Genomic DNA, 22,148 nt, shown 5'->3' with positions numbered 1-22,148 from the left:
TGTTTAAATGAAATTAAAAAGAACACATAAGTGTGGGAATTTAAATTCATCAAATATAGGTCAGGAAGTTATCCTGAATGGTTGGGTTGAAAGAATAAGGGATCTTGGAGGAATTAAATTTGGATTGTTGAGAGATATTTCTGGAAAGGTTCAATTTGTTATAGATCCTGAAAATAAAGAAATTTATGAAATTGCAAAAACAATAGGAAATGAATATGTAATAGCTATAAAAGGTGTTGTAAGAAAAAGACCTGACGATGCGATTAATAAAAATATGCCAACTGGTGAAATTGAAATTGACGTAAATGATATGGAAGTATTGTCAGAATCAGAAACTCCGCCTATTTATGTAAATAAAGATGAGGAAATTTCAGAAAATCTAAGATTAAAATATAGATATCTTGATTTAAGAAAGGATAGAATGAAAAAAAATCTTGTAATGAGGCATAAGGCTTTACAAATTGTAAGGCAATACCTTTCTGAAAATGACTTTTTGGAAATAGAAACACCATATTTAACTAAAAGTACCCCTGAAGGTGCAAGAGACTTTTTAGTGCCATCAAGATTAAAACCAGGTAATTTCTATGCATTACCTCAGTCACCACAATTGTTTAAACAATTGTTAATGGTTTCTGGATTTGATAGATACTTCCAGATTGCACGATGTTTTAGAGATGAAGACTTTAGAGCAGATAGACAGCCTGAATTTTCACAAATAGACTTTGAAATGTCATTTGTTGAAATGGATGATATTTTAACACTTACAGAAGGGTTATTAAAAAAATTATTTAAAGAATTATTAGATTATGATCTTGAAACACCTTTAAGAAGATTTACATACGATGAAGTGATGAATAAATATGGCAGTGATAAACCAGACACAAGATATGGCCTTGAAATTAATGATTTTAGCGAAGACTTTAAAGAAACAAAAGCAGATTTCATAAGAAAAGTGATAGAAAATGGTGGAAAAATCAAAGGAATAGTTTTATCTGAAAAAGCAGATAAATTCTCAAGAAAAAGAATAGATGAATATACAGAATTTGCAAAATCAGTTGGTGCAGGTGGACTTATCTGGATAAAAAATGAAAAAGGAGAAGTAAAATCTTCAATTAAGAAAATAGCTGAAAATGAAATCAAAAATATATTTGATAAAGGTCTTATAAAAGATAACGATATAGCTTTCTTAATTGTTGGAGAAAATGAAGAAGTGAATAAGATTTTAGGTCATATAAGGGTTAAATTAATAAAAGAAGAGATGGAAAAGAAAGATGGATTTGATGTATTATGGGTTGTAGACTTTCCAATGTTTGCATGGGATGAAGAAGAAAACAGACTTGTTGCGGAGCATCATCCTTTCACAATGCCAAAACTTGATGATTTTGAAAAATATGCAGATTCAGATCCATTGAAAATAAGAGCTCAATGTTATGATCTTGTTATAAATGGGTATGAAATGGCAAGTGGTAGTATAAGAATTCACAGAAAAGATCTTCAGAATAAAATCTTTGAAATGATAGGTTTAAGTGATGAAGAAATAAATGAAAAATTCGGATTCTTGATTGAAGCATTTAAATATGGTCCTCCACCACATGGAGGAGCCGCAATAGGATTTGATAGATTAATTGCTGTAATGGCAGGAGAGGATTCAATAAAAGAGGTTATAGCCTTCCCGAAAACAGCAAGTGGTTCAGATCCTATGACAGAAGCTCCATCGGAAGTTTCTGAAAAACAATTAAACGAATTAAAGATAAAATTAGATTTATGAGGTGACATGGAATGAGCAAAACATTCAAAGTGGCAATTGATGGACCAGCGGGTTCAGGAAAAAGTACTATAGCAAAGGAAATAGCAAAGATATTTAATTTATATTATCTTGATAGCGGTGCATTATATAGAGCTTTTGGGTATTTCGTAAAAAAAATGAATTTTGATTTATTTAATGAAGATGATATAATAAAAGCATTGAAAGACTTTGATATAAAAATAATTGATGGTGAATATTATCTTGGTGACGAAAAGCTTGGAATGCAGATTCGAACGCCTGAAATTGGAAAAGCAGCTTCTATAGTAGCTAAAAATGAAAAAGTAAGAAATAAGGTTAATGAAATATTAAAATCACTTTCGAAAATACATAATGTTGTTATTGATGGAAGAGATATTGGAACAGTGGTATTACCTGATGCTGACGTGAAAATCTTTCTTACAGCATCAATTGAAGAAAGAGCCAGAAGAAGATATAAAGAATTACTTGAAAAAGGGAAAAATGTAAATTATGAGGAAATTTATAAAGAAATAGAAAAAAGAGATATTGCTGATTCCACAAGAGATATAGCTCCATTAAAACCTGCTGAAGATGCAATAACCGTTGATACTACTGGGAAAGATATTAAAACCGTAGTTGATGAAATTAGTAAAATAATAAATAAAAAAATAAATCAGGAGTGAATTTTGTGGAAATAAAATTAGCCTCAAAAATAGGTTTTTGTTATGGTGTTCAAAGAGCATACGAAAAAGCAGTAGAGCTTTCAAAAAGTGGTGAAAAGGTATATTTATATGGAGATCTTGTTCATAATAATGAAGTAAAAAAAGATTTGTTAAATAGGGGAATTTTATCTTTTGAATCTTTGGATGTTTTACCGGAAGATTCCGGAGAAGCAATTTGTATTATCAGGGCTCATGGTGTTCCCAAAAAAGATAAAGAATATTTAGAAAAGAATTTTAAAAAAATAGTTGATTTAACCTGCCCTATTGTTGAAAATGTTTTTAAATATGCATATGAAATGCAGAAAAAAGGATATTTTATAGTTGCATATGGCAAAAAAGAACATGCTGAAATGATAGGATTAAAAGGAAACATAGATGAAGAAAAAGTTATTATTTTAAGAGAACCTACATATGTTAAAAGCGATAAAATATGTATAATTACTCAAACAACCATGGATTATAATAATTTCAAAAATTTTTCCTCAGAAATGGTAAAATTATGCGATTATAATGAGATTTTAATTAAAGATACAATTTGTTATGAAACGAAAATCAGAGAAAATGAAGCAAAAGATATTGCAATTTGGGCAGAATTTGTTATAATAATAGGCGGAAAGCATAGTTCCAATACGCGAAAGTTATATGAAATTTCAAAAAAATATAATGAAAATACGGTTCATATTGATTCGGTTAATGAGTTAAAAGAAATGCAGATTACAAAACAATATAATAGGGTGGGAATTCTTACAGGGACTTCCACACCAAATAAATCATTAGAAGAAGTCATTGAATATCTAAGGAGGGGTTTTGATGGTTGAAGACAAAAACGAGTTTGAGAAGATGCTTGATGAAGTAAGTGAATTTCATATAAAAAAGGGGGAAACATTAACTGGTGAGATTATTTCCATTAGTTCTGATGGAGTATACGTTTCTGCGCCAGGGAAAGCATTTGATGTTTATGTGGGAAAGGATTATTTATTAAAAAATATTGATGAATATAAAAAAGGTGAAAAAATAAAGGTAAAGCTTTTAAAAATTAATGATGCAGAAGGACAGGCTTTTGGTTCTGAAAAAGCTGCAAAGAAAGACGAAATAATTGATGAAATTGTAGAAGGTAAAGTAGTAAAGGGAAAAATCAAAGAAAGAGTTGAAAAAGGATATATAGTAGAACTTGAAAATGTTGTAAGAGCATTTTTGCCAGGCTCTCTTGCAATGTTAAATCCAAATGAACCATTTCCAAGAGAAGAAATGGATTTTCTTGTAATTAAAAGAGAAGAAAGAAGAAGAAGATTAAATATTGTAGTTTCAAGAAAAGGATTGGTAGATAAATATATCGAGGAATTTTTCAATACACATAATTTAAATACACTTGTTGAAGGTGTAGTTACGGGAATAAAAGAATTTGGATTATTTATAAGTTTAAATCCATACATTACAGCATTGGTTCCAAAAAGCGAAATTTCCTGGGATAAAAAAGTTGATATAAATGAAATGTATAAAATAGGAGACAAAGTAAAAGGTATAATTATAAAACTTGATAAAGAAAATAGAAAAATTTCTGTATCAGTAAAAAGATTAAAAGACGATCCATGGGAAACAGTAGAAAAAGATTATCCAGTTGATTCAATTGTAGAAGGGGAAGTTATAGAAATATTCCCATTTGGATTTGCTGTAAAATTAGGTGAAGGTATTGAAGGATTGGTACATGAATCAGAAATTTTCTGGTCAGGTAAAAGGAAAATTGAGGATGTTGTATCAGTTGGAGATAAAGTGAAAGTAAAAGTTCTCTCAATTGATAAAGACAAAAAGAAAATCACATTAAGCTATAAACAGGTTTTAGGAGATCCATGGAAAGATATTGATGAAAAATTGCATGAAGGCGATATTGTAGATGGAGTGGTAGAAAAAATATTACCAAATGGTTTGATAATAAAACTCGATAATGAATTAACAGGATTTTCCCATGTTTCAGAATTATCCTGGAATTTTGTAGATAATGTTGAAGATTTATTTAAAGAAGGAGATAAAGTAAAAGTAAAGGTTTTACATGTAGATAAAGAAAATAGGAAAATAAAATTAAGTGTAAAACAGGCAAAAGAAAATCCATGGAAAAAGGTATCAAATGAATTAAAAAATGGTGATGAAATTTCAGGTAAAGTGGTAAAATATGTTGGAAAAGGTGCTGTAATTATCGTTGATGAATATGAAGTAGAAGCATTTATTCCAAAATCAAAGATAAATCTTGAAGAAAATCAGGATATAAAAGATGTATTGGAAATTGGAAGTACAGTAAATGGTAAAATAATTAAAATAGAATTTGAAGCTGAAGATCAAAAAGGAAGTATGGTTGTTAGCTTATTAGAAGAATAAGAGGTGATTAAATAAATGAAACCAGTTGTACTAATCATTGGGAAACCAAATGTAGGCAAATCAACTTTATTTAACAGGTTGATAAAAGAAAAAAAAGCAATAGTAATGGATATGCCAGGTGTAACAAGAGATCAAATATTTAGTGAGGCACGCTACGATGGGCGTGCCTTCACCTTAGTTGATACATGCGGTATTTTTGAAGAGCCTACCAATGAATTAGAAGCTATTGCAAAAGAAAAAGTTATGAATTCGCTTGAAGAAGCGGATTCAATAATATTTGTAATTGATGGAAGAAATGGATTAACCGCAGAAGACTATTATCTTGCAAACACACTTAGAAAAATAAAGGATAAAGTAATTCTTGTTGCAAATAAGGTTGAATCATATGAAAAGTTTGAATTAAACGTATTGCCAGAAATTTATAAATTAGGATTTGGAGAGCCAATTCCAATATCTGCTGAACATAATAAAAATCTGGATGAATTAATAGAAAAATTATTTGAAAAAATTCCAGAGCATATGGAAGAGTTAGAAGAAAATGATGAAGATATTATAAAGGTTGCTCTAATTGGGAGAGCAAATGCCGGTAAATCCTCATTATTTAATGCAATTACAGGTATTGAAAGAGCAATAGTTTCAAATGTTCCGGGGACAACAAGGGATACAATAGATGAATTAGTGGAAATAAATGGACAGAAATATCTTTTTGTTGACACAGCAGGATTAAAGAGAAAATCAAAAACCAAATACGGCAGTGTGGAAATGTATAGTACTGTTAGGACTATACGTGCAATTGAAAACTCAGATGTGGTGGTTCTTTTAATTGATGCAACAGAGGGAATTACTCAACAGGATAAAAAAGTAATAGGAACTGCTGAAAATAGAGGTAAGGCTACAGTTATAGCATTTAATAAATGGGATTTAGTAAAGTATCACGATAAAAGAGTGGAAGAATATTTAAAAATGTTTGAAAAAGAATTATATTTTGTAAATTATAGTCCTGTTGTATTCACTTCTACAGTAAAACATTGGGGAATAGAAAAACTTATGGATGCAATTAACACCGCATATGAATCATATACAAGAAGAATACCAACAAGCGCTTTAAATGCGGCATTGGAAAGATTTATGATGGTTTCTCCACCACCAGTTAGAAAAGGAAAAAGAATAAAGATATATTATGGAACTCAGGTTGATGTAAAACCACCGGTATTTACATTTTTCAGCAATATGCCTCATGAAATACCAAAATCATATCAAAGAGCTATTCAAAATATGATACGTAGATATATAGATCCATTTATTGGATCCCCTGTATTTATAAAATTTAAAAACCGTAAGAAATAATGAGGTGATTAAATTGTCTTTGATATTATGGATAATTTTTGGATATTTATGTGGTTCTATACCTTTTAGTTATATTATGGCAAAAATAAAAGGTATAGATATCACCAAAGTTGGAAGTGGAAATGTTGGAGGAACAAATGTTTTAAGAAGTGCAGGGGCTTTGCCTGGAATATTAAGCATGGTTCTTGATGCAGCTAAGGCATTTTGTCCAACATTTTTAGCCTTTAAATTTTCTGGAAGTATAGCTTATTTAGTGGCATTAGCTGCTGTATTAGGGCATTTGTTTCCGATATGGTTAAGATTTAAAGGTGGTAAAGGAGTGGCTTCCACTGTTGGTACGTATTTTGCATTAAATCCTACAATTGGATGGTTGTTTTTTATGATATGGCTTCCTATAACGTTAATTACAAAATATGTATCGCTGGCCTCTATAGTTACATTAACAATACTTGGATTTGTTAGTTTCCTTTTTTCAAAAGAATTGGGAATATTAAATCTTACCCTTGCAGGGTTAAGTGTATATATGCATAAAGCTAATATTCAGAGATTAATTAATGGAAATGAAAGAAAAACAGATATCATAGAGATAATTAAGAAATCGGTAAGATAATGAAAAATAAGTTTATTGTTCTGGTATTTCTTATTGTACTAACTATTTTTGCATATTCTCAAAATTTAACAGAAAGCGAAAAAATGGCTCGAAAATTATTTTCGGAGAGCCTTCAGGCTTTTTTTTCTGGTAATAGATATGAAGCAAGATTAAAGTTATCTGAAGCAATGACCAATGAAATTTATTTAAATGATGTTCCATATTTCTGGTATTACGCAGCAAAATTAGATTTATTGCTTGGACAGATTGATAAAGCACAGGAAGATTTAAACAATATTTTGTTTTTTGCTCCCTCCAATAGCGAAACAATATCGCTTAACAAATTTATATCGTCTCTTAAAACATTTGGCGTAGCAGAGCATCCTGAATTAAAAGTAAAAGAATTATTTAAGGTAAAAAATATAATTAATTCGAACGAAAAGTTTTATATTATAAACGATTTTGAAATAATAAATGAGTATATATATCTTCTTGATGTTCAAAATAAATTGATATATTATACAAATGCCAATAATACAGTTGAAGGCTGGATAAAATTAAATGAAATAATTTCCGATGATTTTGAAGCGATAAATATATATTATGATGATAGAACAGATTATTTTTATATTTCAGGAAATACAGGATTATATTTAATGAAGAATTTTTCCAAATCGAATAAATATGTGTTTACAAAAATTAGTTCCTTAAAGAATCTATTATTGTTTGGAATTGATAAAGTGGGAAGGTTCTGGGTATTTTCAAATGAGAAAAATAGTGTTTTAGAGTTAGATTATACTGGAAAAGTTATTGAAGAGTTCAAAATGTCTCATGATGAATTTATTACTTCAGGTTCATTATTTGATGGTGAGATTAAGCTTTTAGATATAAAAAACAAAAAATTGCTATATTTTTCTATTTTTGAAAAAAAGATTGTAAAACAATATATTTTAAAAAACAAGCACCTTCCATATAGTATAGCCTCTTTGCCGTTTAATATAACTTTGATATCTTTTATGAATGATAAGACATATTTATTTGAAGATGGAAAATTAAAAGAATTCTATAAATTTCCATATCTATTAAAATATAAAAATGGTGTAATAACCAAATTTGACTATACCAAATTTCAGGCTTCGCTTGATATGGTGGATTTTGAAAGTGAAACATTACCGTTTTACATATTTATATATAGCATAGCATTTAATACAGAAAAAATGAAAATAGACTTAAAAATTAATACTGTTTATCCAGGAAATAACTTTATAGAATTTATAAGTAAAAAGATTTATATTACCGATTCAGAGGGAAGGTATGCGTTTAATTACAATAAAAGTTTAGAGAAACCGAATTTTTATTATTTTGATAATACAGAACATCTATTTCTTGAAATGTTACCAAAAATAAAAAATGATTCTGTGGTAATTTTAAATGATGAAGAAAATTCAGACATAAATAAATATGTTAATATAACAAGTATAATACCGTTTATATTTACAAATACATCGTTATATATAGTAAAAAATCAATATATAACAGAACAAACTCAAAATTTGGTAAAATTAACAGGTGGAGCAATTATTCCTAAAGAAGATTTTGGTTTATTTGAAAAATACATAAAAGACTCAAAAAAGATTATTCAAAAAATAAATTATAAAATATTCCCTCCAATTGCACCGGGTATTAGACCGGTAAGAATCTTTTTACATATTGGGAATAAAGTGATAACAGATACTATGTATTATTATTCGGAAGGTGTTGGAATTGCAGAATAAAAAAGAAATCAATTATTATATCAGTATAGCCAATATGGCATTAAAAGAAAGTAATGTGGATTTTGCCATTGAAAATTATGAAATGGTGTTAAAAGATGAACCGAATAATATAATAGCCTTACATAATCTGGGTGTATGTTATTTAATGAAAAATGAATATTCCAAAGCGGCCGATTTTTTTAGAAAAGCTATAAATAATGGTTTTAACTCTGAAGAGACAAATTTTTATTTAATGAAAGCATTATTTGAATCTGGAAAATATGAAGAATGCATTAAAATAAAGGTTAATGAAATGTATTTTATGGAAATGAACATGTTATTATTAAGATCATATTTAAAATTAAAGGAATTTTCTAAAGCCAGTGAAATATTGAATTTGTTAAAATTAAATGGTTTTTCCAATCAGGAATTAAATCTTATAGAGCAAATAATTAAAATAAAAAAATAAATATAGCGGGAGGTTTTTTTATGAAGAAGAAACTCGTTCTTTTATTGACTGTATTATTGGTTATAGTTGCATTTTCAGAATATACTATCAGAAAAGGAGATGTTCTTGGAATATGGGTTTTTGGATATCCAGAATATTCCAATCAACAAATACTTGTTGGTCCTGATGGCATGATAACAGTTCCACCAATAGGAAGAATGAAAGCAGAAGGTAAAGATATATCACAGCTCGAAAATGAAATTAAAGAAAAAATGGCCATTTATATAAAATCACCTAATATAACTTTGGGTATTACCAATTACGCTCCATTTAGAGTTCAAATAATTGGTAATGTAAAAGAACAGGGAATTGTTGAAATGCCTTTACCTCAGTTAAGTCTTTCAAAGGTATTGGCGTTAGCTGGTGGATTTGCTGTAGAATGGAAAAGTTCTAAAGTTATTGTAAAATATCCTGATGGAAAGATAGAAAAATATGATATAACAAATTTATTCAAAGGTTTATTACTTGAGGACGATCCAATGATTCCAGAGAATTCTACAATTCTTGTTCCTTTTGAATATAATAACGATATAACTGTTTATACAGATTTTGGAATAAAAACATTGCAATTTTATGATGGAATAACTTTAAATGATATTATTTCTGAAGCAATATCTGTAACAGAAGTAAATTTACAAATGCTTGATAATAATATAATGATTTTAAGAGGAAATAATATCTTAAACATAACATTTGATGAGCTAAAAACGAAAAAAATAATGCTTGAAAAAGGCGATACAGTTGTTATAAAAAAGCTTGATAAATATGTATATGTTTTTGGAATTGATGAAAAAGGTGGAAAAGTATTATTTGAAAAAGATGAAAGTTTTGATTTGAAAACATTAATGGCAAAATTAGGAATAGATCCAAAAAAGGTTTTATATAAAGTTTATGATAAAAAAACCGGAAAACCAATAGAAGTTACAGAAAATTATGAATTTGCACCTGGACAATTTGTAGAATTTACTCCTATTGAAAATTATGTTTTTGTAAATGGAAGAGGAAAAATAATATTTGAACCAAATGAATCATTTGATTTAAATACATTAATTGGAAAATTAGGTATTGATAAAGATACAACAAAGGTTAAAATATACGATCCAGAAACAAAAGAAACCTTTGAAGCTACAACAAATATAAATTTAAAAAATAATATGTCCATAGAATTTATTTCTCAGGAAAAATATATTTATATGACTGGAAGAGGAAAAATAGTATTTAGAAAAAATGAAAAATTTGATTTAGATACATTAATAGGTAAATATGGAATAGATAAAGATTCAGCTATAATAAAAATATTTGACCCTGAAACAAAAGAAACTATTGAAGCTACAAAAAATATAGATTTTAAACCAGGAATGTTTGTGGATGTAACAACAATAGATAAAGTTGTATATATAACAGGTGATATTGCAAGAACAATGAGATTTTCAAAAAACGAAAAAATAGATAAACAAACAATCTTAGCAAAACTTGGTATTTTAGAGGATAACGTAAAAACATTTGAAGTTGAAAATGGAGAATTAAAAGCAGGAGCAATTATAAAAATAAAGATAAAAAAGAATTATGTATATTTATTTGGTGCATTTAATTATAATGGAAAATTGGATTTCAACCTTTCAGAGCCAATGACTTTATCAGCTATTATAGCAAGGGCAAGGGGTTTTAGAAGCGATTTTAGCGGAAGAATAATAGTATTGGGAGATAATTATTCTAAAACATATTATATTGAAGAAAATAAAGTATATAACGATATTATAGATTCTGGAATGACCTTATTAGCTGAAACTTCTAAGAGAAATGTATATATATTAGGTGAAGGTGTAGTTCCAGGAACATATGTTGCAAAATACAGTGAATCAATATGGGATATCTTGTTAAAATCAGGATTTATTCCATCTAAAAAATATGAAATTGTGATAAAGGATGAAAATGGTGTATACAAATTAAATGGAGCAGAAGCTCAAGAAAAGTTAAGTATAATTCCTGTTATTAAACCTATTTATATAAACGTGGTAAAAACACAAAACGATAACATAATTGTATATAAAAATGGTATGATAAAAACATTAACCCCTAAGAATCAAGATTATGTAACGCTAATTAATTTATATAGTGCTGTAGATGGGTTCTCACCTTCAAGAACTGGTACTATAACAATATATCAAAACAATGAAAAAATAGCTGAATATACAAATTCTGACGTAATTAACAATCCAATGGCAAAAATTCCAATGGGAACATATGTAACTGTTGAAACAGATGTTAATCTAAATTATATAACTATTCTTGGTAATACATCACCAAGAAGTATAAAAACAGAGGTCTCAATACCTTTAACAGAATTATTGGGTCAAATTTCTATTGATTGGAGAAGTCAAGAAGTCATTAAATTGTATTTGAAATCTGGAGAAGTTAAAGAAATTAATTTAGATTCCGTAGAAAATTTAAATAAAATATTAGTGGAACCAGGAACAGTAGTATATATTCCAAGTACACACAATCAGGTAGTATATATCTTTGGTGAGGTTCTAAAACCTGGAATGATACCATATACAAAAGGATTAAATGTTATAGAAGCTTTATTTAAAGCTGGGGTTAATAAACAAACAGCAGAACTTTCAAATGTATATTTATTTACAGATGGTCCAGATCAACCACCGATTGTATTAAATCTTAAAGATTTTTATAATGGATCAAACGTTCCAGAAGAAATGAATAAATTATTAGAACCAGGAGACATCATCTTTGTTCCAAAAAATGCAATGACAAATGTTTTAGGTGTAATGAGTATAGTAAACAACTTTATGAGCTTCTTTAATAATGGTTATGCAACATATTCAAATATCAATAATATAATCCAAGGAAAGTAAAAATGATTTTAATGCCCGCGTTTTGCGGGCATTTTTTTCATCCACTTTCATATTTTCTTTACCATTAATACAATATATTTATGGTATAATTATCTTGATTAATTTTAATTTAAGGAAAGAGGTGGATTAAATGGCAGTTGAATTAACCCCAAAACAAATTGTAAAAGAATTAGATAAATATATTATAGGGCAAAATGAAGCGAAAAAATCAGTAGCTATTGCTTTAAGAAACAGATATAGAAGATTAAAATTAGAAGAAAATATGAGAAAAGAAATTATGCCTAAAAATATACTTATGATAGGTCCAACAGGTGTTGGTAAAACAGAAATAGCCAGAAGATTAGCTCAAATAGCAAATGCGCCATTTATAAAAGTTGAAGCCACAAGATTTACAGAAGTTGGATATGTAGGAAAAAATGTTGAATCAATGATAAGGGAACTTGTTGATGTTTCAATAAATATGGTCAGAAATGAAATGATGGAAAATGTTCAGGATAAAGCAGAAAAAATGGTTGAAGAAATTATTCTTGACTCTATTATGGGTGTAAAAAAGAAGAAAAATATGAATGCAGGTAATTTTATGGACTTACTTAATATGTTTGGTCAAAATCAGCCAAGAAGAGAAGAGCCAGAAGAACCAGTAGATAATTTTGAAAGAAGGGAAGCATTAAGACAAAAATTAAGAAATGGTGAATTAGAAGATATAGAAATAGAAATAGAGGTTGAAGAAGCTCCAGCTCCTATGTTTGCTGGATTGGGGCCTGAATTTGAAGATATGGGAATTCAAATTGGCGAAATGTTCTCAAATATGATGCCTAAAAAAATCAAAAGAAAAAAAGTAAAAATAAGAGACGCAAGAAAATTATTATTACCTCTTGAAGCAGAAAAATTAATAGATAAAGAAAAAATGATTCAGGAAGCAATAGATAGAGCTCAAAATAGAGGTATAATATTTATTGATGAAATGGATAAAATAGCGGCAAGATCAGGTGGATCAGGACCCGATGTTTCAAGAGAAGGTGTTCAAAGAGATTTATTGCCTATAGTAGAAGGTACTACAGTTATTACAAAACATGGCCCAATAAAAACAGATTATATGTTATTTATAGCAGCAGGTGCTTTCCATGTTGCAAAACCATCTGATTTAATACCGGAAATACAGGGAAGATTTCCAATAAGAGTAGAACTTGAAGCTTTAACAGAAAAAGACTTTATAAGAATATTAGTAGAACCGGAAAATGCAATTACAAAACAGTACAAAGCATTGCTTGAAACAGATGGAGTGAACCTTGTATTTACAGAAGAAGGAATTGAAGAAATTGCAAAAATTGCCTTTGATTTAAACGAAAGAATTGAAAATATTGGCGCGAGAAGACTATATACAGTAGTTGAAAAAGTGCTTGAAGAAGTATCATTTGAAGCTCCACTTGAAACAGAAGTTGAAATTCAGATAACCAAAGAATATGTAAGGCAGAGAATAGGAGAATTAGCAGATAACAAGGATTTAAGCGAATTTGTTTTATAGTTTTATGATTCCAGAGGAGGAATATTATGCATAAAATTCTTATTATTGACGACTCGCCAGAAATTGTTATGTTGTATGAAAAAATGATACATAGCTTCTTAAGCGATGATGAATATATTAATACGATAATTTACACCACAGAAGAATTAAACAAATTTATTAATGAAGAAGAAAATTTCAAAGAAAGATTTTCACTTATAATTAGCGAAATAGAATTACACGGTGAAAATATTGTCAATTCCCTTGAAATATTAAGGGCATATCAACCTAAAACGCCATTATATGTTGTAAGTAATAAAATGAATCTTAATTATATTAAATCGGCATTTAAAATAGGGGTTGTTGATTGGATAGAAAAGCCTATAGTACCCGAAGAATTTTCAATAATGCTGGCAGAATCTATCTTTCAAGGAGAAACATTTGAATCGAAATACAGAAAATTAAGAGGAGAAATAATGAAGTTTTCTCCAGAAAACAGTAATCTTGAATTTTTTATCCTTGAAGATAAAATAAGTAAATTAATGGGAGATAATCCCAATAGATATGAAAGTCATATGTTATTGGGTTTTTTGTACTGGAAGAAATTGAAAAACATAACTCTTTTAAGAAAACATTATAAAGCAGCATTGGCATTATCAGATGGGGTTATTAAGGATAAAGATTTGCAAAATACTATAGAAAGTGTTTTGGAGGATTTTGAAAATGAAAAATAAAATGAAATATATAATAATAATAGGCTGTGGAAGATTGGGATCCGAATTAGCGAGAAAGTTTTCTAAAGAACACAATGTAATAGTTGTTGACAAAGATCCAGAAGCATTGGAAAGATTAAAAAAATACAACTTTACAGGATTTTCAATGGTTGTAGATAGTTCTGATATAGTTATTTTAGAACAGGTAAAAGCAGAAAAAGCAGATTTGATATATATAGTAACTCCTGATGATAATTTAAACTTTATGCTTGCCAATGCATGTAATACATTATACAAATCAAAAAATGCAAATCTTCAAATAATAGCAAGGGTTAATGATCCGCAGAAAAAAAATCTTTTTGAAAAAGCAGGACTCAATATATTCTGTCCTATAGAACATGCTGTTGATGAATTAATAGGAAATGAAGGTGTTGCATTATGAAAAACAAAATCTTTTATATAATTGAAGGAAATACGATAGCCTATTCTATTGTTAGAAATCTTTTATATCAGGGACATAACGTTTATTATATATCCTCAAAACCTCAAAATGTTAATAGAATATTATCTTTAAAAGCCTATTATGCCAATCTTGAAGGTATTTTGCACGATCCAACAGAAGTTAGCTTTCTGGAAAGCCTTGATATGGCGCCAAATAGGGTTGGAGGCGTAATATCCTTATCTGATGATGATGCGCTTAATTTTGTTGTTTCGTGGGTAATAAAAAACCTATATGAAGATATCAGAGTAATATCTCTTGTAAATTATCCAGAAAATGAAAAACTATTTTTAAATAATCATATTGAAACGGTAAGTATTACAAATTGGATTGAAAAATTAATAGAGGCATCAATTGAGTATCAAACAAATTTAAGCTTCTTCAATCCATATGCAGATAAACTGGCAATAATAGAAGTTAGAATAAAAAAGCAGGATTATATAGCCAATAAAAAATTAAAAGATGTTCATTTGCCAGAGAACTCAATTGTAAGTATGCTAATAAGAAATGAAGAAATATTCGTTCCTCAGGGAAATACAGAAATATTACCTGGAGATAAGCTTGTTATATTCTCATTAAAACACAAAGTTCCAGAAGTAAAATTAAAACTCTTGAAGGGATGAAAGTAAATGCCAAAATACCTTTCAAATCTAAAACATAGATATAAATTAATATTTAAAAACACAGGCACTATGCTAATATACTTTGGGATAGCCTTGATGTTATTTGGAACATTAGCGATAATCTTATATAAAGATCTTCCATCATTTTATAGTTTTTTTGAAACAGGGTTAATAACTGTTTTTACAGGTGCATTCTTTATATTGCTTAGCTGGGGAACAGAAAACGCACCAATAAACATTCAGGATGCAATAGTAATAATATTTCTTGTGTGGACATTATCAATATTCTTTTCAGCATTGCCATTTGTATTTTCTGGAATATTAAATATACATCATGCAATATTTGAATCTACGAGCGGATGGACCACAACAGGTTTAACCCTTGTAGATGTGACAAAAATTCCCAAAATATTTCTTATCTGGCGAAGTTTAATGCAATATTTTGGTGGTGCAGGTTTTGCATTGATAATGGTTATAGCAACTGGAGCACTTGGCGTCGGTTTATACCAGGCGGAAGGAAGAACGGATAACGTTGTTCCGAATTTGCGAGATTCAGCAAAGATAATTTTTGGAATTTATCTTTCATGGGCTGGAATAGGAATAATATTATTAACAATTTTAGCTCATATGAGTTTCTTTGATGCATTTAATCATACATTAACAGCTTTAGCAACAGGAGGATTTTCGACAAAAATAGATAGTGTAGGAGAGTTTAATAATCCTGTTGCAGAAATAATAATAATGGTATTAATGATAGCTGGTGGAACAGGCTTTGGTGTTCATTATGCAGCATTAAGAAGAGGAGATTTATTTAAAAAGAATCCGGAACCCAAAACAATGTTTTTTATTTTATTATTTTCAATTCCCATGATAGCCTATTTTACAACAGATAAATTATACGGCCCTTTAAATGGTATAAGACATTCTGCGTTTCAGGCTATTTCGGCATTAACGGGAACAGGTTTTTCAACTGTGACCTTTAATAACTGGAATAATATGGGATTATTGATTATGACAATATTAATGATACTTGGTGGTATGATGGATTCAACTTCAGGTGGATTGAAATTATTCAGGGTATTTGTTATATGGAAGATAATAGTACATCAAATTAAAACATACTTTAAACCTGAAGGAAGCATATTTCATATAGAAGTTTACAAAGGAATATCCAAAAAAAGAATCTCCTATGACACATTAAAAGATGTTATAGCGGTTGTATTTATGTATTTTATTGTTTATACAATAGGTGTAATGGTATTATTGGGATACGGCTATTCAATGGAAGATTCTCTTTTTGAATATGCATCAGCATTATCAGCAGTTGGACTATCAATTGGAATAACAACTCCAGATTCTCCGCTTGGAGTTATCTGGATTGAGACAATAGGTATGTATTTAGGTAGACTTGAGTTCTTTGTAATATATTTTGCAATTATAAAAATGATAAGAGATATTAAAGATATAATAGAAATAAAGATACAGGAATTTCGAGGAGGTGAATCCTTTTAAAGGGTAGTTTATGGCGAAGTATAAGCGGTTTAAAGGAACACAGGATATATTTGGTGATGAAACAAAGTACTGGTATTATATAGAAAAGATTGCAAGGGATACATTTATAAAGTATGGATTTAAAGAAATTAGAACACCTATAATAGAGCCAACAGAATTATTTACAAGGAGTGTAGGTGAAACTTCAGATATAGTAAAAAAAGAAATGTATACATTTGAAGATAAAGGAAAAAGGTCAGTTACATTAAGGCCAGAAGGCACAGCTTCTGTTGTAAGAGCATATATAGAAAATTCCATGATAAATCTTGGTTCACCGATAAAACTATATTATATGGGGCCAATGTTTAGATATGAAAAACCTCAAGCAGGACGTCAAAGACAATTTCATCAAATAGGGGTAGAAATTTTTGGTACAGACACACCAATTTCTGATGCGGAAACAATAATATTGGCTGATGAATTGTTAAAAGCATTTGGGTTGAAAAATTATAAAATAAAAATAAACAGTATAGGATGTCCAAAATGCCGTCCAAAATATAGGGAAGCATTAAAAAAATATTTTAAACCACATCTTGAAAATATGTGTAAGGATTGTCAGACTAGATACGATACCAATATAATGAGGTTGTTAGATTGTAAAGTAGATAGAGAAATATCAAAAGATGCCCCATCTATTTTAGATTATCTATGCGATGAATGTAAATCACATTTTGAAAGTGTAGTAAAATACCTTGATGAAATGGGAATTAGTTATGAAATAGATCCAAAAATCGTTAGAGGATTGGATTATTATTCAAGAACAGCATTTGAAATTGTTCATTATGGATTAGGAGCTCAATCTGCTATACTTGGTGGTGGAAGATACAATTCTCTTGTTGAAGAATTAGGAGGAAAAGAAACTCCAGCAATAGGATTTGCCCTGGGAGTTGAAAGAATAATACTTGCATTAAAAAGCGAAGAAGTTGAAGTCGAAAATCCAGAAGAAATCGATGTATATGTTGCATATTCCGGAGAAAATACAGATATTGAAGCATTGAAACTTTCAAGAAACTTAAAAAAAGAAGGCTTGAGGGTTTTCCTTAATATTTCAGATAGAAGTTTAAGAAATCAATTAAAACATGCAAATAAGATGGGAGCAACATTTGTAGCAATAATAGGAGAAAAAGAAAGAGATGAAGAAACAGTTTCAATAAAAAATATGAAAACCGGGGAACAATTTGAAGTTGAAAGGTATTGGGTTCCTCAAATATTAAAAGAAAAAAATACTATGGAGTGATTCAATGATACTTTTAAACCCAATGATAGTTTTTTTAGGGATGATAATGTATATCATTCCATACTTATGGCCATTAAGCTTTGCCATAACAATGTTTATATATCATATACTTTTAAAAAACAGGGATGTACATGTAAAAAGAATAAAAGCATATTTTAAAAACTCAAATATAGATAATGAAGATATAAAAAGAATAAAAACAAACAATTCTATATCTTATCTAATTGCATATCTACTGTCTTATCTTGGATTTACACTGATCTTTATAAAAATATCAAATAGGTTTGAGAAATTGTATGCAAGCGTTCATAATATTGAAGAGTTAAAAAATATAGATGTATATATTCCTGATAGCGAAATATTTTTATTTGTTTTATTTCTGTTATTATTATGGCTAACCTATATAAAAATAATTAACAGATTAATAAGAGATCAGTTTATATTGCAGAACTTTGAGATTCAGCATAACTTAATTGATAAAGCTCCATTAAAATATAGAGATGCCAATGCCGTTGTAATATTAAGAATAGTAACCTTTAATCTTTATGAATGGTTTTTATTATTGTCCTTAATAAAAGAAACAAACACATTATATATATTAAGTGAAACATATAAAAAAGAATCATTCGAAAATAAAACAATTGAAGATAATAATTATGAAAAAACAACAGGTAAAAAAGAGGATATAGTTTCAGAAATAAAGAAGATTAAATTTGAAAATAAAAATGAATTATTAAGCTATATCTTTTCAAAAATCTCAAAACTTGATATAACAGAGAAATTTAAAATATTATCAGAATTAAAAAATCAGGATATTATAGATGATGAAGATATTAAAAAGATAAAAAAATTATTTTAAAATTATATTTACAAAAAATTTACTTGACATGTTTTGAAATTATTAATATAATAATACCGATTTAGTCTTAAAAAAATGGCTGTCTTGTGAAAACAATCAAGGAGGTATAAAAATGACAAGAGATGAACTTTTTGAAAAGGTAAAAGAAATTATAGTTGAAACACTTAATGTTGATGAAGAAGACGTAACTCTCGATGCATCTTTTACAGACGACTTAGATACAGATTCATTAGAACTTGTTGACTTAACAATGGCATTTGAATCTGAACTTGGAGTATCTATCGAAGACGAAGAACTTGAAAATATAAGAACTGTAGAAGATGTTGTTAACTCACTTGCAGAAAAATTAAATATAGACGAAGAATAATACCTCACAGGGGAAGCAGTCGCTTCCCCTGTTCTTTTTTGTAAAAGAAAATTTAAATTAATATAAAATTTTGAAGGAGGTTTAAAATGGCGAAAAAGTATATTGTAGTAACAGGTGGAGTTCTTAGTGGAATAGGTAAAGGAATTGTTTCGGCATCCATAGGAAGAATTTTAAAAGATGCTGGAATAAAGGTTAATTCCTTAAAAATTGATCCATATTTAAACGTTGATGCTGGAACAATGAATCCAAATCAGCACGGAGAAGTTTTTGTAACTGAAGATGGATATGAAGCAGATCTTGATCTTGGACATTATGAAAGATTTTTAGGAATTGATATGAAACGTTTTAATAACATTACAGCAGGACAGATATTTAAATCAATAATAGAAAAAGAGCGTGAAGGTAAATATCTTGGTGCAACAGTACAGATGGTACCTCACGTAACTGAAGAAATAAAAAATAGAATAAAAAGCATAGATGCTGATTTGTTAATGATAGAGATAGGCGGAACAGTTGGGGATATTGAAGGAGAAATATTCCTTGAATCAGTGAGAGAATTATCTCTTGAAGAAGGAATAGAAAACTTTTTCTTTATTCATGTAACCTTTGTACCATATTTGAGAGTTACCAATGAATTTAAAACGAAGCCAACACAACAATCAGTTCAATTATTAAGAAAAATAGGTATTCATCCAAACATGCTAATAATCAGAACTGAAAAAACAATAGATTCACCGAGTTTAGATAAAATAGCATTATTTGCTGGAATAGATAGAAAGTATGTTATAAACCTTCCAGATGCAGATAACGTATATGAAGTACCGGAAAAATTATATTACATGGGAATTCAAAAAATAATAGCAGAGAAATTAAATTTAAAAATAAAAGACACATTAAACTGGAATTATCCAAAAACATTTGCACCAATAAAAATAGCCATGGTTGGTAAGTATCTTGGTACAGATGATGCATATAAAAGCATAATAGAAAGTATATTCTTAAGCGGAGCAGAAAAACCTGAACTTATAGATTCACAAATACTCGAAGAATTATCAGAAGAAGAAGCAAAGGAATTATTATTAAAATATGATGGTATAATAATACCGGGTGGATTTGGAAAAAGAGGAATAGAAGGAAAGATAAAAGCGGTAAAAATTGCAAGAGAAAACAAAATACCATTATTTGGAATATGTCTTGGAATGCAGATTATTGTAATTGAGTTTGCAAGAAATGTGGGAAATTTAGAAAACGCAAATTCTTCTGAATTTAATCCTGAAACCCCATATCCTGTAATAGACATAATGGAAGAACAGAAAAAAGTATTAAAATTAGGCGGGACAATGAGATTGGGAGCTCAGGATACAAAAGTATTTAAAAATACCAGATTATATGAAATTTATAAAAAAGAAAATATCAGCGAAAGACATAGACATAGATATGAAGTTAATTTAGAAAAATTCAAAGAATTATTTGCATATCCAGACGAAGAAAACAAAGAAAACAAATTAATAATATCCTCAAAATCTGAATTTGTTGAAGCTGTTGAAATAGAAAATCATCCATTCTTTATAGGCGTTCAATATCATCCAGAATTAAAATCAAAAGTTGGGGTGCCTCACCCAATATTTAAATCATTTGTTGAAACAATAATAAAATTGAAGGAGAAATAATTCATACATGCAAATACTAATTCTTGCAATAATATTAGCAGCATACTTTTTATTTATATACTTAATAGAAAAAAAGTATCCGTTAGAAAGAGCTTCGACTATAAAAATAATATTTTCATTAATTTTAATTCCTATTGCGGGATTAAAATTATATACTTTTAATCTGCAATATTTAAAATTGCTTAGTGTGTTCGTGGTTTATGGAATAGCGATTATAACTTTGCCAGAAAAAATAATAAAAAGTGATGGACTTAGAATATATTTAAACAAAAATCTTGTCTTTTTAATTCCTTTATCAGCAGCCATTACAGAAGAGGTTTTATTTAGAGGAATATTAAATACATATTTAATAAAAATATTAAATATGGAATTTTATAGCGTCTTAATCTCTTCTTTCTTATTTGCAATGGTTCATATATTTAATGTAATAAATGGTATGGAAAAGAAAAAATATTTTTTTATTTCTTTTCCTTTGCGTTTTGGTTTTGGATTGTTTTTTTCCTATATTTATTTTGAATACGGAATTATAAATGCTATATTATTACATTTTTTAATAGATTTTCCGGCATTATACAGAATATATAATAAAAGGCATCAGAGATTTTTCTGATGCCTTTTTCTCTTTGAAAAATAAAAGCAATAAACTTTCAAAAATTATATGTTATTATCTTGTTGTAAAAGAACTATGAAAGAAGGGTAAAAATGGACAGAATACTGCTTATATTGGGAATATTATTAATAATAGGCTTTTTCTCTGTAATTTCAATTTTTTTCAAACTTTTCATATCAATTCTTGTATTAATACTGAGAAATCCTATATTATTGCTTTTTGTTGTTTTGGGGATCTATATTTTATCAAAAAATGTAAGAGTTAGATACTATAGATATGGGCCGTATAGGAGAAATACATATGGCGGAAATTACAGGCAATATAGACAAACCAGCAATTCTTCTGATTCAGGACAATATTATGGTTCTCAAAATTATTATGAATTAAGACAAAAATTTGATTATTATAGAAATATATTTGGATTATCGGAAAACTTCACAAAAGATGAATTGAAAAAAAGATTCAGGGATTTAACAAAGCAATATCATCCGGATAGATGTAAAGATGGAAAAGAAATATGCGAAGAAAAGTTTAAACAGATTAACGAAGCATATGAATTCCTGTCTAAATATGCAAGAGATAATTAA

At 28.5% G+C, this 22,148-nt stretch carries 20 protein-coding genes; all 20 read left to right on the top strand.

Annotation, left to right across the window (positions count from 1 at the left end; translation table 11 throughout):
- Nucleotides 1–7 precede the first annotated feature (7 nt).
- The 20 genes from aspS to MARPI_RS10640 all read left to right on the top strand — a co-directional run bounded on the left by aspS (nt 8) and on the right by MARPI_RS10640 (nt 22,148).
- Nucleotides 8–1,768 carry an aspartate--tRNA ligase gene (gene aspS, locus MARPI_RS03290; RefSeq protein WP_014296178.1) on the top strand — a complete coding sequence of 587 codons (1,761 nt, stop codon included), beginning with the start codon at nt 8–10 and terminating at the stop codon, nt 1,766–1,768.
- Nucleotides 1,769–1,779: 11 nt separating this feature from the next.
- Nucleotides 1,780–2,448, top strand: coding sequence for a (d)CMP kinase (cmk, locus tag MARPI_RS03285; RefSeq protein WP_014296177.1), 669 nt, complete (start codon nt 1,780–1,782; stop codon nt 2,446–2,448).
- A 5-nt stretch (nt 2,449–2,453) separates the two neighbouring features.
- Nucleotides 2,454–3,305 carry a 4-hydroxy-3-methylbut-2-enyl diphosphate reductase gene (ispH, locus tag MARPI_RS03280; protein WP_014296176.1) on the top strand — a complete coding sequence of 284 codons (852 nt, stop codon included), beginning with the start codon at nt 2,454–2,456 and terminating at the stop codon, nt 3,303–3,305.
- Nucleotides 3,298–4,857: a S1 RNA-binding domain-containing protein gene (locus MARPI_RS03275; protein WP_014296175.1), complete on the top strand. Its 1,560-nt coding sequence runs from the start codon at nt 3,298–3,300 to the stop codon at nt 4,855–4,857. The genes ispH and MARPI_RS03275 overlap by 8 nt, the downstream gene beginning before the upstream one ends.
- Nucleotides 4,858–4,872: 15 nt before the next feature.
- The gene (der, locus tag MARPI_RS03270) at nt 4,873–6,204 is read left to right on the top strand and encodes a ribosome biogenesis GTPase Der (RefSeq protein WP_014296174.1); all 1,332 of its coding nucleotides are present in this window, start codon (nt 4,873–4,875) and stop codon (nt 6,202–6,204) included.
- Nucleotides 6,205–6,217: 13 nt separating this feature from the next.
- Complete coding sequence (gene plsY / locus MARPI_RS03265; protein ID WP_014296173.1) at nt 6,218–6,814, top strand: glycerol-3-phosphate 1-O-acyltransferase PlsY; 597 nt, start codon at nt 6,218–6,220, stop codon at nt 6,812–6,814.
- A complete protein-coding gene (locus MARPI_RS03260) occupies nt 6,814–8,568 on the top strand; it encodes a hypothetical protein (RefSeq protein ID WP_014296172.1) in 1,755 nt (584 codons plus the stop codon). Before plsY ends, MARPI_RS03260 begins: the two co-directional genes overlap by 1 nt.
- Nucleotides 8,558–9,016, top strand: a complete 459-nt coding sequence (locus tag MARPI_RS03255) for a tetratricopeptide repeat protein (protein ID WP_041638471.1) — start codon at nt 8,558–8,560, stop codon at nt 9,014–9,016. The genes MARPI_RS03260 and MARPI_RS03255 overlap by 11 nt, the downstream gene beginning before the upstream one ends.
- Before the next feature lie 20 nt (nt 9,017–9,036).
- Nucleotides 9,037–11,928, top strand: coding sequence for a polysaccharide biosynthesis/export family protein (locus MARPI_RS10645; protein ID WP_014296170.1), 2,892 nt, complete (start codon nt 9,037–9,039; stop codon nt 11,926–11,928).
- 130 nt (nt 11,929–12,058) lie between these two features.
- Nucleotides 12,059–13,453, top strand: a complete 1,395-nt coding sequence (gene hslU / locus MARPI_RS03245) for an ATP-dependent protease ATPase subunit HslU (protein ID WP_014296169.1) — start codon at nt 12,059–12,061, stop codon at nt 13,451–13,453.
- 26 nt (nt 13,454–13,479) lie between these two features.
- A complete protein-coding gene (locus tag MARPI_RS03240; RefSeq protein WP_014296168.1) occupies nt 13,480–14,166 on the top strand; it encodes a response regulator in 687 nt (228 codons plus the stop codon).
- Nucleotides 14,156–14,587, top strand: coding sequence for an NAD(P)-binding protein (locus MARPI_RS03235; protein ID WP_014296167.1), 432 nt, complete (start codon nt 14,156–14,158; stop codon nt 14,585–14,587). Before MARPI_RS03240 ends, MARPI_RS03235 begins: the two co-directional genes overlap by 11 nt.
- Complete coding sequence (locus MARPI_RS03230; protein ID WP_014296166.1) at nt 14,584–15,267, top strand: potassium channel family protein; 684 nt, start codon at nt 14,584–14,586, stop codon at nt 15,265–15,267. Before MARPI_RS03235 ends, MARPI_RS03230 begins: the two co-directional genes overlap by 4 nt.
- A gap of 6 nt (nt 15,268–15,273) precedes the next feature.
- Nucleotides 15,274–16,779 carry a TrkH family potassium uptake protein gene (locus MARPI_RS03225; protein ID WP_014296165.1) on the top strand — a complete coding sequence of 502 codons (1,506 nt, stop codon included), beginning with the start codon at nt 15,274–15,276 and terminating at the stop codon, nt 16,777–16,779.
- Between the two features lie 10 nt (nt 16,780–16,789).
- Complete coding sequence (gene hisS, locus MARPI_RS03220) at nt 16,790–18,055, top strand: histidine--tRNA ligase (RefSeq protein ID WP_014296164.1); 1,266 nt, start codon at nt 16,790–16,792, stop codon at nt 18,053–18,055.
- A 4-nt stretch (nt 18,056–18,059) separates the two neighbouring features.
- A complete protein-coding gene (locus MARPI_RS03215) occupies nt 18,060–18,914 on the top strand; it encodes a hypothetical protein (RefSeq protein ID WP_014296163.1) in 855 nt (284 codons plus the stop codon).
- Between the two features lie 112 nt (nt 18,915–19,026).
- A complete protein-coding gene (gene acpP / locus MARPI_RS03210) occupies nt 19,027–19,281 on the top strand; it encodes an acyl carrier protein (RefSeq protein ID WP_014296162.1) in 255 nt (84 codons plus the stop codon).
- An 86-nt stretch (nt 19,282–19,367) separates the two neighbouring features.
- On the top strand, nt 19,368–20,951 hold the full coding sequence (locus MARPI_RS03205) for a CTP synthase (RefSeq protein ID WP_014296161.1): 1,584 nt from the start codon (nt 19,368–19,370) through the stop codon (nt 20,949–20,951).
- Between the two features lie 7 nt (nt 20,952–20,958).
- On the top strand, nt 20,959–21,561 hold the full coding sequence (locus MARPI_RS03200; protein WP_014296160.1) for a CPBP family intramembrane glutamic endopeptidase: 603 nt from the start codon (nt 20,959–20,961) through the stop codon (nt 21,559–21,561).
- 92 nt (nt 21,562–21,653) lie between these two features.
- A complete protein-coding gene (locus MARPI_RS10640; RefSeq protein WP_014296159.1) occupies nt 21,654–22,148 on the top strand; it encodes a J domain-containing protein in 495 nt (164 codons plus the stop codon).

It is taken from the genome of Marinitoga piezophila KA3 (genome assembly GCF_000255135.1).
Classification (GTDB): Bacteria; Thermotogota; Thermotogae; order Petrotogales; family Petrotogaceae; genus Marinitoga; species Marinitoga piezophila.
Note: the sequence above shows the minus strand (reverse complement) of the source record. Positions and strands in the feature narration are given on the sequence as shown.

Bases quoted from the DNA above. Each gene is read 5' to 3' on its own strand.
- aspS (WP_014296178.1), top strand. From the start codon at position 8: ATGAAATTAAAAAGAACACATAAGTGTGGGAATTTAAATTCATCAAAT.
- cmk (WP_014296177.1), top strand. From the start codon at position 1,780: ATGAGCAAAACATTCAAAGTGGCAATTGATGGACCAGCGGGTTCAGGA.
- MARPI_RS03275 (WP_014296175.1), top strand. From the start codon at position 3,298: ATGGTTGAAGACAAAAACGAGTTTGAGAAGATGCTTGATGAAGTAAGT.
- der (WP_014296174.1), top strand. From the start codon at position 4,873: ATGAAACCAGTTGTACTAATCATTGGGAAACCAAATGTAGGCAAATCA.
- MARPI_RS03260 (WP_014296172.1), top strand. From the start codon at position 6,814: ATGAAAAATAAGTTTATTGTTCTGGTATTTCTTATTGTACTAACTATT.
- MARPI_RS10645 (WP_014296170.1), top strand. From the start codon at position 9,037: ATGAAGAAGAAACTCGTTCTTTTATTGACTGTATTATTGGTTATAGTT.
- hslU (WP_014296169.1), top strand. From the start codon at position 12,059: ATGGCAGTTGAATTAACCCCAAAACAAATTGTAAAAGAATTAGATAAA.
- MARPI_RS03240 (WP_014296168.1), top strand. From the start codon at position 13,480: ATGCATAAAATTCTTATTATTGACGACTCGCCAGAAATTGTTATGTTG.
- MARPI_RS03235 (WP_014296167.1), top strand. From the start codon at position 14,156: ATGAAAAATAAAATGAAATATATAATAATAATAGGCTGTGGAAGATTG.
- MARPI_RS03230 (WP_014296166.1), top strand. From the start codon at position 14,584: ATGAAAAACAAAATCTTTTATATAATTGAAGGAAATACGATAGCCTAT.
- MARPI_RS03225 (WP_014296165.1), top strand. From the start codon at position 15,274: ATGCCAAAATACCTTTCAAATCTAAAACATAGATATAAATTAATATTT.
- hisS (WP_014296164.1), top strand. From the start codon at position 16,790: ATGGCGAAGTATAAGCGGTTTAAAGGAACACAGGATATATTTGGTGAT.
- MARPI_RS03215 (WP_014296163.1), top strand. From the start codon at position 18,060: ATGATACTTTTAAACCCAATGATAGTTTTTTTAGGGATGATAATGTAT.
- acpP (WP_014296162.1), top strand. From the start codon at position 19,027: ATGACAAGAGATGAACTTTTTGAAAAGGTAAAAGAAATTATAGTTGAA.
- MARPI_RS03205 (WP_014296161.1), top strand. From the start codon at position 19,368: ATGGCGAAAAAGTATATTGTAGTAACAGGTGGAGTTCTTAGTGGAATA.
- MARPI_RS03200 (WP_014296160.1), top strand. From the start codon at position 20,959: ATGCAAATACTAATTCTTGCAATAATATTAGCAGCATACTTTTTATTT.
- MARPI_RS10640 (WP_014296159.1), top strand. From the start codon at position 21,654: ATGGACAGAATACTGCTTATATTGGGAATATTATTAATAATAGGCTTT.